This window comes from Pseudomonas graminis (genome assembly GCF_001705435.1).
Lineage (GTDB): Bacteria > Pseudomonadota > Gammaproteobacteria > Pseudomonadales > Pseudomonadaceae > Aquipseudomonas > Aquipseudomonas graminis_B.
On record NZ_MDEN01000068.1, the window covers coordinates 195,068 to 210,130 of the forward strand.

Annotated in this window: 11 protein-coding genes; 3 read left to right on the plus strand and 8 right to left on the minus strand. The window is 64.1% G+C overall.

Annotated features, from left to right (window positions below; translation table 11 throughout):
- Positions 1-24: 24 nt before the first annotated feature.
- From BBI10_RS21025 to ppnN, 3 genes are all read right to left on the minus strand, one after another.
- Positions 25-4,959: an AvrE-family type 3 secretion system effector gene (locus tag BBI10_RS21025; RefSeq protein ID WP_167355822.1), complete on the minus strand. Its 4,935-nt coding sequence runs from the start codon at positions 4,957-4,959 to the stop codon at positions 25-27.
- Positions 4,960-5,040: 81 nt separating this feature from the next.
- Positions 5,041-5,634, minus strand: coding sequence for a GNAT family N-acetyltransferase (locus tag BBI10_RS21035; RefSeq protein WP_065991551.1), 594 nt, complete (start codon positions 5,632-5,634; stop codon positions 5,041-5,043).
- Positions 5,635-5,856: 222 nt separating this feature from the next.
- The gene (ppnN, locus tag BBI10_RS21040; protein ID WP_065991552.1) at positions 5,857-7,230 is read right to left on the minus strand and encodes a nucleotide 5'-monophosphate nucleosidase PpnN; all 1,374 of its coding nucleotides are present in this window, start codon (positions 7,228-7,230) and stop codon (positions 5,857-5,859) included.
- Between the two features lie 200 nt (positions 7,231-7,430).
- Here ppnN and BBI10_RS21045 point away from each other — a divergent pair, with 200 nt between their 5' ends.
- Together BBI10_RS21045 and BBI10_RS21050 are read left to right on the plus strand one after the other, a co-directional pair.
- Positions 7,431-7,958, plus strand: a complete 528-nt coding sequence (locus BBI10_RS21045) for a sterol desaturase family protein (protein WP_065991553.1) — start codon at positions 7,431-7,433, stop codon at positions 7,956-7,958.
- Positions 7,959-8,089: 131 nt separating this feature from the next.
- Positions 8,090-8,809, plus strand: a complete 720-nt coding sequence (locus tag BBI10_RS21050) for a dienelactone hydrolase family protein (RefSeq protein ID WP_065991554.1) — start codon at positions 8,090-8,092, stop codon at positions 8,807-8,809.
- A gap of 29 nt (positions 8,810-8,838) precedes the next feature.
- On the opposite strand, the gene BBI10_RS21055 is transcribed toward BBI10_RS21050, so the two are convergent.
- Positions 8,839-9,690, minus strand: a complete 852-nt coding sequence (locus BBI10_RS21055; protein WP_065991555.1) for a CAP domain-containing protein — start codon at positions 9,688-9,690, stop codon at positions 8,839-8,841.
- A gap of 267 nt (positions 9,691-9,957) precedes the next feature.
- Here BBI10_RS21055 and BBI10_RS21060 point away from each other — a divergent pair, with 267 nt between their 5' ends.
- Positions 9,958-10,494 (plus strand): GNAT family N-acetyltransferase, encoded by a 537-nt coding sequence (locus BBI10_RS21060; protein ID WP_065991556.1) that lies wholly within the window; start codon positions 9,958-9,960, stop codon positions 10,492-10,494.
- A 607-nt stretch (positions 10,495-11,101) separates the two neighbouring features.
- On the opposite strand, the gene BBI10_RS21065 is transcribed toward BBI10_RS21060, so the two are convergent.
- From BBI10_RS21065 to BBI10_RS21080, 4 genes are read right to left on the minus strand one after another with little or no spacing between them, the layout of a single operon-like run.
- A complete protein-coding gene (locus BBI10_RS21065; RefSeq protein ID WP_065991557.1) occupies positions 11,102-12,154 on the minus strand; it encodes an ABC transporter substrate-binding protein in 1,053 nt (350 codons plus the stop codon).
- Positions 12,151-13,347, minus strand: a complete 1,197-nt coding sequence (locus BBI10_RS21070) for an NAD(P)/FAD-dependent oxidoreductase (RefSeq protein ID WP_065991558.1) — start codon at positions 13,345-13,347, stop codon at positions 12,151-12,153. The genes BBI10_RS21065 and BBI10_RS21070 overlap by 4 nt, the downstream gene beginning before the upstream one ends.
- Complete coding sequence (locus BBI10_RS21075; protein ID WP_083233204.1) at positions 13,344-14,756, minus strand: NAD(P)/FAD-dependent oxidoreductase; 1,413 nt, start codon at positions 14,754-14,756, stop codon at positions 13,344-13,346. The genes BBI10_RS21070 and BBI10_RS21075 overlap by 4 nt, the downstream gene beginning before the upstream one ends.
- Entirely contained in the window at positions 14,753-15,043 is a 291-nt protein-coding gene (locus BBI10_RS21080; RefSeq protein WP_065991559.1) for a (2Fe-2S)-binding protein, read from the minus strand. The genes BBI10_RS21075 and BBI10_RS21080 overlap by 4 nt, the downstream gene beginning before the upstream one ends.
- Between the last annotated feature and the right edge of the window lie 20 nt (positions 15,044-15,063).

Below are 15,063 nucleotides of genomic sequence, written 5' to 3' on the forward strand. Positions count from 1 at the left end.
CAATAGAGGGGCGGGCGCGGCGGCCTAGCGCGGCCGGAAAGCGCCATTGCCGGCCTGGCCCAGCTCGTGGGCGGGCTGCGAGTCGCCACGGTCGGCGATGGCGCCGTCGGCGGTGGCCTTTTTCGGGTTCCTCTGGTCAGGGCCGTAGTCGAAGGTGACTTCGCCCATGAGGCGTTCGATGCTCAGCGCGCTGCCGCTCTTGAAGCTGACAAAGGGGAACGGCGTGCCGAACGCGTCTTCTTTCGCGGCGGTCCTGAAGACCGCGATGCTCTTGATGCGCAGATTGTTCTTGTCGCCGAGTATGTCCTTGAGCATCGCGTCGGTCAGCCGTCCACTCAATGCGCCATCCTCGATGCGTTCTTTGACGTCGTCACGGACCTCAAGCTTGATTTCGGCGCGAGTGGTGCCCTTGCTGTCCTTCATCGCATCGAGCAGGCCTTTGAGCTGCGGGTCGGCGCTCATCATTTCGTGAATCCGCTCGGCGTTGCCCGGGTTGCAGTCACGGCCGAGCATCTGTTTGACGCGGTCGATCTGCCGCTTGGAGGGCGCGGCCTGATCCAGCCGGTTGACGTTGTTGTGTTTGACCACCATGTCCATCAGCGACATCAGGCTGGAGCCCTGGCTGGCAGCGGTGTTCTGCCGGTCGAGCTGGCGCAGGCTCTGGCGCGCGGCGTATTGCGCGTCGTTCTCGTCTGACGTGGCCTTCAGGTATTTGTTCTTGAGGTCCTGCAGCACCTTCTCAGGAGCCTTGCCGGCGGGCGACGGATTCTTGCTCATGCCGGGGAAGGCCTTCTCCAGTGTGTCACCCAGGGTTTTGACGTCGGCGGTTCGCAGCGGCAGGGCGTGCTTGAAGCGCACGTCGTAGCTCTTGCCGGTCTTGTTGTCGAACGCCAGTGTCGCGCTGACCCCCAAGGGTGCGCCGCCGGCCACGAACAGGTTGCTGGGGCGCGACGTAAAGACAGTGCTGAACATCCGCGCGTAGCCGGTCACCGAGCCTTTTTCGAGGAAGCGCGCGCGGTTGCTGCTATAGACGTCGGCGTGCAGGCCGTCGCTGCCGTGGCCCTCAGTGCGTTCCCGTTCGGCGCTGAGCAATGACACGGTTCCCAGCAGGCCGGCGCCGAAGCGCATGAAGCCGGCAACGGGTTCGGCATCGGTGCGGCCCTTGTTGGTCCGGGATTCAAGGTTGACCCCGGCATCCAGGTCGAACGCGTGCTTGCCCGTGGTGCGCACTTCCTTCTCGACGCCGCGATCCATCAACGCCATGGGTTTGAGGCCTCCCTGCGCCGGACGCTTGCTGCTGGCCAGTTGCGTCTGCATCAGGTCAATCATGAAATCATCGATTTCGTCGTCGCGAATGAAAAAGCTCAGCGCCGTGCTGTTGGCATACTTGTACTTGGCGTCCAGGCTGCCGCCGAACCAGCCGCCGTTGGTCTGGAGGTTGGCGTGGCTGTCGCCGGGCGTGGTTTTGGTGTCACTTTTGCCGCCACCAAAACCGAAGCTTCCTGTGCCGCTGATCGCGCCTTCGCGACTCATCGACACCTTCAGGCCGCGGTCGAATCGGGTGAAGGTCAGGCCGTAGGTCCGCTCTGGATCGATATTGCCGCGAAAACCCAGGAACGCGGGCTCGGCCGGCCCCGCGACGCCGCCGGTGACGCCGCCGCCGTAATTGCGGTTCAGCTTGAGGCTTTCTCGAGGCTCCAGATTCTGGAGCGCCTCGGTCAGGGCGAGCATGACAGCGGCGTTATTCGGGCCGGCAGGGGTCTGCAGCCCTTGCAGCACGTTGCGCTTGAGCGGGTGGTTGTCCTTGCGCAAGTGCTTGAGCAGGTTCTTGGTGGCGTCGTAACTGGCTTCGAGGGAGGCATGGTCACGGAAGCCGGCATCGGTGTAGCGCTTCACCGGGCTGCCTTCGTAGGCGTCGTTGTGCAAGGTGGCCAGCGCTGTGGCGATGGTGTCGAAATCCTTCGCCCCCGGTTTCTTCACTTCATTGGCGAACCCGTCGAGGGCGGCGCTGATGTCGTTGAGCACCTTGACGTCCAGCGCCAGGCGAGCGCGCAGCAGGGCCTGGTTATCGCCTTGGGTGCGAGAGCCATCCAGCGGCGATTGGGTGTTGCGCCGCTCCAGCGTGAAATGCGCGTTCTTCAGCTTGGTGAGCAGTTTCCCCAGTTCGTGAGCGTTGTCGATGCCGCTGTCACGAAGGACGCTGGCCACTTGCGGCAGCATGTCATTGTTGCGCGGCTTGCCCTGGAAGGCCGGATTGATCGCGCCATTTTTCAGCAACGCGCCTTCGTCCTGGGCCAGTTCGCGCAGCGTCTTCTGCAGGTCTTCGGTGACGCTGGTCTGGAACCAGTTGAACAGCTCCGCCAGCTCGCTCGATTCAGGTGACAGGCGAGGCGCCAGCTCATTGATACGCGCAGCCATGGGTCGCGGCGGTGTGCCGGTCGCCGCGCCAGTCGCCGCAGCCGCGCGGGTGCTCAGCTCGCGCAGCAGCGCGGTTTCTTCGGTGTAGATCGGCTTCAGGCCTTCGCGGCCTTTCCAGGCGTGCTGGAGGCTGTCGGCAGGCACTTTTACCGCGCCGGTCAGCGAAAGATGGGAGGTAAGGTAATTCTGCCGGAGGGAGGCAGGGGCGTACTGCTTGGCCTTCATGCTCTCGATGTTGTTACTGCCCATCACGTTGACGGTGACCTTGGCCGAGCCTCTGCGCAGGGTTTCCGGCTCGGCCGCCGCCAGCCGATTGAAGGCCGCGTGGTCATTGCTCGGGCGCGCCGGTGCGGGTGTGGCGGCTTCCCACCCGGTTGCGGTTTTGACGAATTCTCCGGCGCTGGTGGTGGCCAGCAAACGTCCATCGTGATTGGGGCGCAGGTCCTGAAGAACGGTCCCCGGTGGGGTGGTCGGGCCCTGAACCGCTTGCCAGGTCCGCTGAGGATTGAGCCTTCGAGCGTTGGCCTCGTCGCCGCTCAGCTGGAACACTGCGCCGCCGCGCAGGGCGAACCAGTGCTTGCCGCCGGTGCTGATCGCCTGGATATCGCCCGTGCCGGGTGGCTGTGGCAGCACCGCGCGTTCACCGTTCTGGTCGTGGAGGCGCAGTTTGCCGCCGCTGAGGGTCATGAAGTTCTGATCGTTCTGCACGGCCAGTTTGTCGGCGACCACACCCTCGGCACCGCGCAGGGCGGTGCCCTTGGCTTCAGTCCCGCGACCTTGCAGGGCCAGGTCGGCGCCGCGCCCCATTTCATGGGCGGCGGCCTGGGGCGCCACTTTCAGCTGTTTGAGCTTGCCATCCTTGTCGATGAGGTAAGCGAAGCCGTCCTGGCCAGCCTGCAGCGCTTTGATGTCCTTTTCGCTGGTCTTCTTCCATTCGTCGGTGCGCGGGTCTTGCACCAACAGCGTCTTTTCGATGGTTTCTTTCAATTCTTCAACGGGCGGGTTGTGCACTAACCGCTTGTCGAGAGGACGGACGTATTCGCCGCGCGGTGCCTGGACCCGCGATGAGCGCTTCTGCTCGTAGAGGGCGATTTTGCCGCGCGGCAGCTGAATCTGCGTGGCGGCGTCAGGGGTCAGGACGGGCAAGCCGTGCTGACGATCCATGACCAGCGGCGCCATGACCCAGCCAGGCACGAAGTCCTGTTTTGCCTGATCCCACGATGCGCTGTGCTCTACGCCTTGCTGGTCCTTGACGGTGGCGTGCAGCAGGTTTTTTTCGTCATGAAAAAAGCCGCTGACGGTGTGGTGACCAAAGGCCGTCTGCAGGGCGGGCGAGGGGCGCACTTTCTGCAGTGTGAGCTCATTCACGAGGAGGTTGTTTTGTTGCGCTTCAGCGGTCGGCAAATGCGCCTCCAGGAGTTCGCCCGAGGCTGTCGTCGCCAGCAGACGATCACCGATGAGCGCCACGGATTTGGCTTTCATGGCCGCATCGTTATCCGTGCCGGTGGGGGTAATGAGCGGGAACGCATCATGGCGGTCGGCGCCAAGCCCGTTGCGCAGTTGGAGTAACTGGTTGCCTGAGGCGTTTTCGCTAAGCGCCATCAGTGCACCGGCGGTGGAGCGTCCGAGGGCCGTGACCTTTTCTGTGAAATCCAGCGGCTTGGTCAGATCACTCAGCTCGTACACCTTGCCTCCGTCGTTGAGCCCGAACAGGTTGCCGCCGCCAATGTTGTGCAAGGTTTTCAGCGTTGCTCCCTGGGTGTTCTCCTGCCATTGGCCCCCATGCAACGCGTACAACTTATTTTCGTGAATACGCCAGGCGGTGTTGTTCGCGTCCTTGTGCACGCCGGTGATCTGCGCGCGATGGGCATCGGTGGGCATCGCCATTTTCTTGCCGTCGCTGGCGGATGCGACGCGGTTCTCACTGCTCTTGAACAGTGAAATGGCGATATCGCTGGCATGGGCGTGGAGCAGCCGGTTCTGGCTGTCGACCATCAGGTACTCGGCTTTCTGCGCGTCCTGATTGAGCGGCGCGAGGTCCTGATAACGCTGATCGTGTTTGCTCAAAATGCCTTCGAGCAACCGCTCGGTGGGGGTGGGCTGGTCGGTGCCGCCAAAGGTCAGTCGTTGATTGTGCAGCGCCATGCTCAGCCGGGGTGTCAGGGCGTTGGCTGGTGGCTGGGCTGCCGTCGGAGCGCTGGGTGTCGGGCCGGTTGGCGGCACGGGCGCGTTCGCTTGTGGCGTGGCTGATGCAGCTGCCGTTGTTGAAGCCGGCGCCGCATGGGGGGCGAGCGCGGTCTGCGGGGTGTTTGCAGCGGCTGCGCTGCGGGGAATTGACGAGGCATCTCCCGGTCGGGCCTTGAACAGACCGCCTGCGAAGTGGCGGCTTTTCTGCAGCGTTGACCGGCTGGCAGTGGCCATGCGCGCCAGCACGTTTTTGCGCTGCGTGGGGCCGGTTCCGGTTCCGGGTGTTGCAGATGGGTTCAGGTGGGTGGTGCCGACACTGGTGGTATGACCACGGAACACTGGAGGTAAAGCCATGCTGACGCCGTCCATGCAAGTGAGTGCTTGGCGGGGTGAGTGGCGTCAGGGCGGAGGGTGGTTCCCGATTTTCTGAAAAGATCAGGCAGGCCCGTCAGAGGGCTTGCGCCGGGGGCGGGAGATGACCGATTCGATGTTCTTGCGGCCGATCAGCAACGGGCTCTTGGCTTTGCGCGAGGCCGGCATGTCGGCCAGCCATTTGTACATCACCAGGCAATCCACCAGCCCGAGCCGGGCATGGCGGTAAGCGCGAGGCAGACGGCCGACGGTCTCAAACCCGAGTTTCTGCCAGAGCGCAACGGCGACTTCATTGGTGGCCACCACGGAGTTGAACTGCATGGCCGAGAAGCCGCTGTCCAGCGCCAGTTGCTGGGAGTGCTCGCACATCAGGCGCGCGACGCCACGACCCCGCGCCGCCGGGGTGACCATGTAGCCGCAGTTGCTGACATGGCTGCCGGGGCCTGCCGCGTTGGCCTTGAGGTAATAGCTGCCGAGCAGCACGCCGTCTTCCTCGGCGATCAGCGTGTGCATCGGGTATTCCAGCCACAGGTGCCGGGCCTGCTCGCAGGTCAGGTCGGGGGCGTAGGCGTAGGTTTCCTGGGCCCGGACCACGGCCTGAAAGGTGGGCCAGAAGACCTCGAAATCATCGGTGGTCATGGGGCGGATGTGGATCATGGGTCGGTTCCGGAATTCGGGGAGGGGCAGGTTTTGCGCGTGATGACTTACCTGTGGGAGTGACCGGGGTGGCGCTCCACCTTGCTCACGAAGAGGCCCGTTCGGCCTGCTCATCTCTGGCGGCAGTGATGCCGCCTTCGCGAGCAAGCTCGCTCCCACAATTGGGCTCCCACAAGGGAGATGCAGTGTCATGCCTGAAGGGTGACCTCAGGCCATGCTCCGTTAAGACACGACCCGATAACACGGCACATACGCCGCGCCGCCCGGCAGCTTCATCCGGTGCTGCTCGACGAAGGCCTGCAACAGCTTGTCCAGCGGCTGCATCACCTCGGCGTCACCGTGGATTTCATACGGGCCGTGTTCTTCGATCAGGCGAATGCCCTTGTCCTTGACGTTGCCCGCCACGATCCCGGAGAACGCCCGGCGCAGGTTCGCGGCCAGTTCGTGGGGCGGCAGGTCGCGGCGCAGCTGCAGGCTGGCCATGTTGGCGTGGGTCGGGTCGAATGGACGCTGGAAGCTCTCTTCGATCTTCAGCAGCCAGTTGAAGTGGAACGCGTCGGCACGGTCGCGGCGGAACTGGCGCACGGAAGCCAGGCCAAGGGTCATCTGCCGTGCCACTTCCGACGGGTTGTCGATGATGATCTGGTAATGCTTGTGCGCTTCTTCGCCCAGGGTGGCGCTGACGAACGCGTGCAGCTGCTCCAGGTACGGCGCGGTGCTTTTCGGGCCGGTCAGGATGACCGGGAACGGCAGGTCCTGGTTGTCCGGGTGCATGAGGATGCCGAGCAGGTAGAGGAATTCCTCCGCCGTGCCTGCGCCCCCCGGGAAAATGATGATGCCGTGGCCGACCCGCACGAAGGCTTCCAGGCGCTTCTCGATGTCCGGCAGGATCACCAGCTCATTGACGATCGGGTTCGGCGCTTCGGCCGCGATAATGCCCGGTTCGGTCAGGCCCAGGTAACGGCCGCCGGTGATGCGCTGCTTGGCGTGGGCAATGGTCGCGCCTTTCATCGGGCCTTTCATCACGCCAGGGCCGCAACCGGTGCAGATGTCCAGTTTGCGCAGGCCCAGCTCGTGGCCGACTTTCTTGGTGTATTTGTATTCTTCTGTGTTGATCGAGTGGCCGCCCCAGCACACCACCATCTTCGGTTCGACGCCGGGGCGCAGGGTGCGGGCATTGCGCAGCAGGTGGAATACGTAATCGGTGATGCCCTGGGAGCTGCTCAGGTCGATGCGCTGGCTGTCGAGCTCGCTCTCGGTGTAGACGATGTCGCGCAGGGCGCTGAAGAGCATTTCCCGGGTGCTGGCAATCATCTCGCCGTCGACGAAGGCGTCGGCCGGGGCGTTCAGCAGTTCGAGGCGCACGCCACGGTCTTGCTGGTGGATGCGCACTTCGAAGTCCTGGTAAGCCTCCAGGATGGTCTTGGCGTTATCGACATGGGCGCCGGTGTTGAGGATGGCCAGGGCGCACTGGCGGAACAGGGTGTAAATGCTGCCGGAGCCTGCGGCGCTGAGCTGCTGGACTTCACGTTGGGACAGTGTTTCCAGGCTGCCCTTGGGGCTGACCGAAGCGTTGATGACGTGTCTTGGAGCCATTCTTGATTCCTTGAAAGCGGTGCCGGCCGCCGCGAGGGGGCAGGGCACGAATACAGTAAGCGTTCGAGACGCTCACCCATGGGGCCATTTTTTACATCGGTTGGTCAGGAAAGCAAACGTTGTGAGCGCGAATCTGGAAATTTCCCGTGACCCCGGTATGCTGCTCCTCGACGCCCAGACCCATCGGCCCTCCCGACGCTATGATCTTCAACTTCATCATTTTTCTCCTGACCCTTGTCGCCATGGAAGGGGTCGGCTTCCTCGCCCACAAGTACGTGATGCACGGCTGGGGCTGGTTCCTGCACAAGTCCCACCACGAAGAACAGCTCGGCGCGTTCGAAACCAACGACCTCTATCTGCTGGCCCTGGCCCTGGTGGCGATAGCGCTGATCGTTGCCGGCAACAGCGGCCATGATCCATTGCAGTGGGTGGGCGCCGGCGTCGCGGCGTTCGGTCTGCTCTACGTGTTTATTCACGATGGCATGGTCCATCGTCATTGGCCTGCGCGACCACGGCCGCGCAGCCGCTACCTCAAACGCCTCTACCACGCGCATCTGATGCATCACGCGGTGAAAGGCCGACGCAACAGTGTGTCCTTCGGCTTCCTTTACGCGCCCTCGGCGGCGACGCTGCAACGCCAGCTGCGCGATCATCGTTCTGCCCCCCGTGACGAGTGTTGTCGAGACAGCGCCGGCGCGGCCATGGGCACGGATCTGCAGAACGGCTGAACGGACTCCACGCCGGACCGGTCATTAGTTTCACGTGCGTCACGCTGCTTCGCGTCGTGTTGCTGTCGTAGCACTGACGGTCAGTCGTCTCACGCTGTTAATCAACGCGAATTCCTTCTCCGGAGAACCCCATGACTCAAGCATCGACACAGGCAACGGGCAAGACCGTCACCTTCAAACGCCCCGACGGCAAAGAGTTGAGTGGCTACCTGGCCAGCCCGGCCAAGACCGACGGCGCACCGGCCGTGGTGGTGATTCAGGAATGGTGGGGCCTGAACGACCAGATCCGTGGCGTGGCCGATCGGCTTGCCGCCTCGGGCTATCTGGCGCTGGTGCCTGATCTGTACCGTGGCGAAATGACGGTCGAGGAAGAAGAAGCCCATCACCTGATGGACAAACTCGACTTCGCCGACGCCGCCACCCAGGACATCCGCGGCGCCGTGCAATACCTCAAGGGCCACAGCCTGAAAGTCGGCGTCACCGGCTTTTGCATGGGCGGCGCGCTGACCCTGTTGGCGCTGAACTTCATCCCCGAACTGTCTGCCGGCGTGGTGTTCTACGGCATGCCGCCGCTGGAATTCCTCGACCCTGCGGCGATCAAGGTGCCGATACTGGCGCATTGGGGCACCCAGGATGAATTCTTCCCGGCGGACGGCGTCGATCAGCTCGAAGCCAAACTCAGCGAAGGCGGCGTGGACCTGGAATTCCACCGCTACCTGGCCCACCACGCCTTTGCCAACGAAGAAGCCGTAGGACCTGGCCGGATTCCGGGCACGCAATACGACCCGGTGTGGGCGCAGCTGGCCATGGACCGCACGCTGACGTTCTTCGGCCGCACGCTGTGGGGTTGAAGAGAGCGGCGCTTGAGTAGCTGCTAGCGTTACTGCACCCCGAACAGCGCCGTCCAGTAAATACCGGCGTCGCTTTTCGGGTCGGTGGCGTACGCAGCGCCCAGGTCATGAAACTGCGGGTTCATGAGGTTGGCGCAATGGCCGGGGCTGGCAAGCCAGCCTTCGACCACCTTGCGCGCGTTGTCCTGGCCGGCGGCAATGTTCTCGCCGATCTGCTGGCCGATGTACCCGGCCAGCTCCGCACGATCCCCCGGCGTCCCGCCATTGCGACCCTTGTGATCGAAATAATTGTTGTTGGCCATGGAACGCGAGTGGCTCTCGGCTGCGCTCATCAGAGTGTCGTTCCACACCAGCGGCGCGGCCGCAGGAAACGACTGGGCGCCACATTGCTGCGGCCGCTTGCGCGCTTCATTGATCAGCCCCAGCAGTTTCTGGCCCTCGGCCTGCGCATTACCCAACCCGCCCGCCAGCAGCGGACGTGCCAGCACGATGCGCCAGTCGCGGTCGTTGCGGCTGACGCCGATGTCGACGAACTGCGGATTGAGCACCACCTGACAAAAACTTTCCTGAATGGCGGCCATCGCCGCTTGCGCGTCGCGCGGGCCCGAAAGTGTGATCGCCTGGACGCTGACCATCGGATACGACGCCCGGGCCAGCATCGGCTGCAGGTCCACCGTGCCACTGGCCGGCAGGTTCAGGCGCGGGTCGCTGTTGAGTGGCGGCAGCTCGGTCGACGCCACATTGGCGCAAGGCTGGGCCTGGCTGCGGTAGGTATTGATTGACTGGATCAGCTGCGTTTCTTCGCCGGCCACGGCTGTCCCTGCCATCAGCAGCGCCAGGGGCACAACAGCGAGACACTGGATGAATGATCTGAAACGCATGGAAATCTCCCTCGAACTGACGCGCCCACGGTGCGCGATTTTACCTGTCGCGATTAGTCTGAGCTGCACAAACCGTGGAGGTTGCAGCGATGAGCAGGGTTTTTGCAATAGCCGGCGTGAAAACCCGGTGTTTCGCCGCATGCTGCACGCCGATGCGTGACTGAACGGGCGCGAGGGAAGAGGGCGTTTGTTTATTCCGGGCCCGGGCGGTAGTCGTCACACCGGCTGAGCCACATAATCAGCGCTCGACCCTGCGGTGCGACCTCGATGACCACGACCATTCAGCGACTGACCCCGGAATATGCCTCGGCGTATCGAGCCCTGATGCTTGAAGCGTACGCCCTCCATCCTGATGCGTTTACCTCCGACGTCGGCGAGCGCGAAGCCTTGCCGATCAGTTGGTGGGAAAAGCGGCTTGTGGTCGGGCCTGACGCGAAAGAGGTGGTGTTTGGCGCCGTTGAATCAGGCAGTTTGCTGGGGGTTGCCGGCCTGTCCCTGGAAACCAGAATGAAAGCCCGCCACAAATCCACGCTGTTCGGGATGTACGTTCCCCACGCCCATCGCGGCAAAGGCATTGGCCACGACCTGATCAGCAGCGTGTTGGCCTACGCCCGTAGCCAGCCACCGCTGTTGCTGGTCCAGTTGACCGTCACCGACGGCAACCGCGGCGCGCAGGGCTTATACGAACGGATGGGCTTTGTCCCGTTTGGGGTGGAGCCGTATGCGGTGGCGGTGGGAGAGCAGTATGTGTCGAAGGTGCACATGTGGTGCGATTTGCGGCGTTCCGGGTCTGAGATCGGCTGAAGCCGGTCCCACAGTTGGATCGCGGTCGGTTAGTGGGATTGGCTTTAGCCGGGAAGAGGCCAGTGCGTACGCCATCCAATTTGCGGCGCGGCCTCCGACGCTTTCCCGGCTGAAGCCGGTCCTACTGTTGGATCGCGGTCGGTTAGTGGGACTGGCTTTAGCCGGGAAGAGGCCAGCGCGTGCGCCATCCAGTTTGCGGTATGGCCTCCGACGCCTTCCCGGCTGAAGCCGGTCCTACTGTTGGATCGCGGTCGGTTAGTGGGACTGGCTTTAGCCGGGAAGAGGCCAGTGTGTGCGCCATCCAATTTGTGGCGTGGCCTCCGACGCCTTCCCGGCTGAAGCCGGTCCCACTATTGGATCGCGGTTGATTAGTGGGACTGGCTTCAGCCGGGAAGAGGCCAGTATGTGCGCCATCCATTTTGCGGTAGGGCCTCCCGACGCTTTCCCGGCTGAAGCCGGTCCTACTGTTGGATCGCGGTCGGTTAGTGAGACTGGCTTTAGCCGGGAAGAGGCCAGTGTGTGCGCCATCCATTTTGCGGTATGGCCTACCGACGCTTTCCCGGCTGAAGCCGGTCCCACTATTGGATCACGGTCCTGCTTTAACCATCTAGCGCTCGATCGTGCGGCTCCAGCGGGCGTTCCATTCCGGGCGGACCTGGTTGACCTGATCCCAGTCGATGGTCACGGCGGTTTCCAGGTATTTGTTCATGGCTTCGACCTGGCCACGGGTCTTGTCGGTGGTCGGGGTTTTCGGGTTGGACGGGATCTGGTCGCCCATTTCCAGGGCCGGCGCCTGGGCTTCCGGGGTCAGCAGGAAGGCCGCGAGTTTCTGCGCCAGTTCCGGCTGGTCGTTGTTGGCGATGGTGCATTCGGCCACGTTCAACACCACACCGCCTTCCTTCGGCGGCGCGTATTCCACCGGCACGCCCTTGAGCTTGAGCGCGGTGACCTGGGTCGGCGTCAGCGGGAACAGCGCCGCCTCGCCGGTCTGCACCATCTCCGAAATCTTCGCGGAACTGGCGATGTACTCCAGCACGTTCGGCCCCACCGTCTTTGGCCACGCCTTGAAACCCGGCTCGACGTTGGTTTCGTTGCCGCCCTGCAACCGGTTGAACATCAGAAAACCGTGCAGCCCGAACGTAGAAGAGGCCAGCGACTGGAACACCAGCTTCTCCTTGTACTTAGGGTCCGCCATGTCGGCCCAGGACGTCGGCGCGCTCCAGCCGTTGTCCTTGAACATCTTGGTGTTATAGGCAAGCCCGGTGACGCCAAGGCTCACGGCCACCGCTTCTTCCTTGATCTTGCCCTTGGCCGGGATGTCCGCCAGGCTCGCGCTCGGATTCAGCTTGCCGCACAGACCCATGGAGATGGCGCGGTACATGATGCCGTCGTCGAGGAACATCACGTGCATCTGCGGATTGTCCTTGCTGGCCTGAACCTTGGCGAGGATGTCCGAGGACGTGCCCGGCACGATCACCACCTTGACGTTGTTGGCCTTCTCGAACGCCGGCAGCACATGGTCGGCGTACAAGCGCTCCATGGTGCCGCCGTTCATGCCCAGGTACAGCGTCGGTTCGGCCTGTACGGGCATCGAAGCAACAAACACGGCAAACGGCAGGCAAGACAAGCCAGTCAGGGCAACACGTTTCATATGAGTCATGGGTTCGACCTTCCTCTGAGCAATGGAATGACGTTATCGGTGCCGGACGGCACGACGATGGCAGGCGATGAAGTGTGCGGTTGCGATTGAAAGCGTGTGATCGAGAACGGCGTCAGGTCGATGTTCGACGCCCCGGCACAGACCATCTGCGCCAGCGCCTCGCCCGCCGCCGGGCCAATCTGAAAGCCCGATCCGGCAAAGCCGAAGCCGTGCAGTAAACCGGGTTGCGTGGAACTGGCACCCAGGACCGGTTCGCGGTCGGGCAGATAACCTTCGGTGCCGCTCCAGGTGCGAATGGCCTGGGCACCGGCCAGCGGCGGGTACAGCTCAACGGCGTTGCGCAGGATCTCCAGAATCGCCGCCTGACCGGGGCGCGCGGTGGCCGGGTCCAGCGGGAAACCCTGACCGCCGCCCAGCACGCAATTGCCCCGCGCCACCTGACGGGCATAGATGCCGCCGCCCTCGACGCCGGTACTGACGTCCATGAACATCGGCAGCGGTTCGGTCACCAGCATCGCCGGGTGACCCGCGCGCATCGGCACCGGTTCACCGAACTGCTGGGCCAGTTGAGCCGCCCAGGCGCCGGCGCAATTGAGCAGCCAAGGTCCACGAAAACACTGATCATCGGCGGTCCGCACGACAAACGCCTGACCGTCATGGCTGACCTCGCTGACGTGGGCCTGCTCGAACGTCTGCGCACCGGCGCGGCGCGCAGCAAAGGCAAACGCCGGAGAAACGAGGCGCGGATTGGCATGGCCATCGTCGGCACACAGCGAGGCGCCCACCGCCACGTCCCCGGCCCAGGGAAAGCGGGCGCGCAACTGGGCGTGATCGAGCAACTGCAGCTGCATCCCGAATCCCCGGGACGCCTCTTCATAGGCGACCAGCGCGGCCATGTCCTTGTCACTGCGGGCCAGCTTGAGATGGCCCGAGCGTACGTATTCGCCGTCGGTGCCGATGAACGCGCGCAGGTCACCCCAGATTTCATGGGCGCGCCGGGACAGGGGCAGTTGCGACAGCGGACGGCCCTGACGGCGCACGCCCCCGTAGTTCACGCCGCTTGAGTGAGAGCCGAAAAAGTCCCTTTCCAGCAGCGCCACGCGTTTGCCGCTCAGGGCGAGAAACAGCGCCGCCGAGGCGCCGACAATCCCGCCGCCAATCACCACCGCATCCACCTCGACGGGCTGGCTCATTGTTCTGCCTCCACGCCAAATGGCAGCGGCTTGATCGGTGCCTGCCCACGCAATCGACCAACGCAGGCAACCTCGCGGCCCGACGCGTGAGCGACGATTTCCGTCGCGGCCAGCCCACACATGCGCCCCTGACAGCGGCCCATGCCGACCCGGCACATGGCCTTGACCCGGTTGATTTCCCAGTGACCCTCGGCCACGGTCTGGCGGATCTCGCCGGCGCTGACTTCCTCGCAACGGCAAACGATCAGGCTGTCCGGCGCCTTGGCCGCCCAGTCCTCGGGGAACGGGAATGCGGTTTCCAGCCCCTGGCGAAACCGCTGGATGGCTGCCAGTTGGCGCTGTAATTCGATGCTGCGGGCGCGGTCGATGCGGTAGCCGAGGTCGCCGAGCAAGGTCAGCGCCGCCAGTTCGCCGGCCATTTCGGCGGCGTCGGCGCCCATGATGCCCGCGCCATCACCGGCCAGATACACGCCCTCGACGCTGCTGCGTCCGGCGGCGTCGCGGGTCGGCAGCCAGGCACGGTTCAACGCGCTCCAGGCGAAGTCGCAGCCGAGCAGATCGGCCAGCTGGGTTTCGCTGCGCAGGGCATGGGCGAACGCGAGGGCATCACAGACGAGGTTTTTCCGTTGATTCCCCTGTTGCCAGCTGACCCCGCTGACCCGTCGCTCGCCCTGAATGTCATGCAGATGAACGCCCTGATGCACCGGGACACCGTGGGCCGTCAGCCAGGCGCGGTAATAAAGCCCTTTGGCCAGCGTCGACGGTTGCCCGAGCAGCGCGGGCAGGGCGCGGGTCTGGGCGGAGAAGGGCGAGCTGTCGAGCACCGCCGCCACCGTCGCACCGGCCTTGGCGTATTGATACGCCACCAGATACAACAGCGGCCCGCTGCCGGCAAAGACCACCCGCTGACCGATGGCGCAGCCCTGAAACTTCAGCGCGATCTGCGCCGCGCCGAGGCTGTAGACGCCGGGCAATGTCCAGCCCGGTACCGGCAGGATGCGGTCGGTGGCCCCGGTGGCCACGATCAGATGCTTGAACGGGACCTGCGCCGCGCGGCCATTGTGCAGGGTATCGAGGGTGCGCGATTCGGCGTTCCACACCAACGTCTCGGGACGGTAGTCGATCTCAGCCTGCAACTGATCGATGGTGGTGTGAACCGACTCGGCCTTGCCCGCTTCGAAACCGTACAGCGCCTTCGCCGACCGTTTGAAATGCTCTGGCTGGCGACGATAGACTTGACCGCCGCCGCGCAGGCTTTCATCCAGCAGACAAGGGCGCAGACCGTGGGCAAGCAGCGTCTGCGCCGCGCGAATTCCCGCCGGGCCGGCGCCGACGATGACCGTGCTCGCAACCGATGTCGCTGGCGCGTTGACGGCCTCGCTGACGGCTCCGTTTTTCGCCTCGTTCATAGGCTGCGCCCCGGCTCGCGGGTCACGCAGACATTGGCTTCGAGCAGCGTCGAGCAGGCCCGCACCCGGCGGCCGTCGCCCAGTTTCACCCAGCAGTCCTGGCACGCGCCCATCAGGCAGAAACCGGCCCGGGGTTCGCCGCTGAAGTCGCTGCCGCGCAATGAGTCTTCTGCCGTCAGCACCGCCGTGAGCAAGGTATCGCCCTGCAAGCCGCTGGCCGGCTGACCGTCGAGGGTGAAGGGCAGCACGGCGCGGTCGCGTTCGGCCAGTCGTTTCAGCAAGGCCATGTCGTGCGCTCCATCGGGCA

Bases quoted from the DNA above. Each gene is read 5' to 3' on its own strand.
- BBI10_RS21050 (WP_065991554.1), top strand. From the start codon at position 8,090: ATGACTCAAGCATCGACACAGGCAACGGGCAAGACCGTCACCTTCAAA.
- BBI10_RS21035 (WP_065991551.1), bottom strand. From the start codon at position 5,634: ATGATCCACATCCGCCCCATGACCACCGATGATTTCGAGGTCTTCTGG.
- BBI10_RS21080 (WP_065991559.1), bottom strand. From the start codon at position 15,043: ATGGCCTTGCTGAAACGACTGGCCGAACGCGACCGCGCCGTGCTGCCC.
- BBI10_RS21070 (WP_065991558.1), bottom strand. From the start codon at position 13,347: ATGAGCCAGCCCGTCGAGGTGGATGCGGTGGTGATTGGCGGCGGGATT.
- BBI10_RS21025 (WP_167355822.1), bottom strand. From the start codon at position 4,959: ATGGCTTTACCTCCAGTGTTCCGTGGTCATACCACCAGTGTCGGCACC.
- BBI10_RS21075 (WP_083233204.1), bottom strand. From the start codon at position 14,756: ATGAACGAGGCGAAAAACGGAGCCGTCAGCGAGGCCGTCAACGCGCCA.
- BBI10_RS21065 (WP_065991557.1), bottom strand. From the start codon at position 12,154: ATGACTCATATGAAACGTGTTGCCCTGACTGGCTTGTCTTGCCTGCCG.
- ppnN (WP_065991552.1), bottom strand. From the start codon at position 7,230: ATGGCTCCAAGACACGTCATCAACGCTTCGGTCAGCCCCAAGGGCAGC.
- BBI10_RS21060 (WP_065991556.1), top strand. From the start codon at position 9,958: ATGACCACGACCATTCAGCGACTGACCCCGGAATATGCCTCGGCGTAT.
- BBI10_RS21045 (WP_065991553.1), top strand. From the start codon at position 7,431: ATGATCTTCAACTTCATCATTTTTCTCCTGACCCTTGTCGCCATGGAA.
- BBI10_RS21055 (WP_065991555.1), bottom strand. From the start codon at position 9,690: ATGCGTTTCAGATCATTCATCCAGTGTCTCGCTGTTGTGCCCCTGGCG.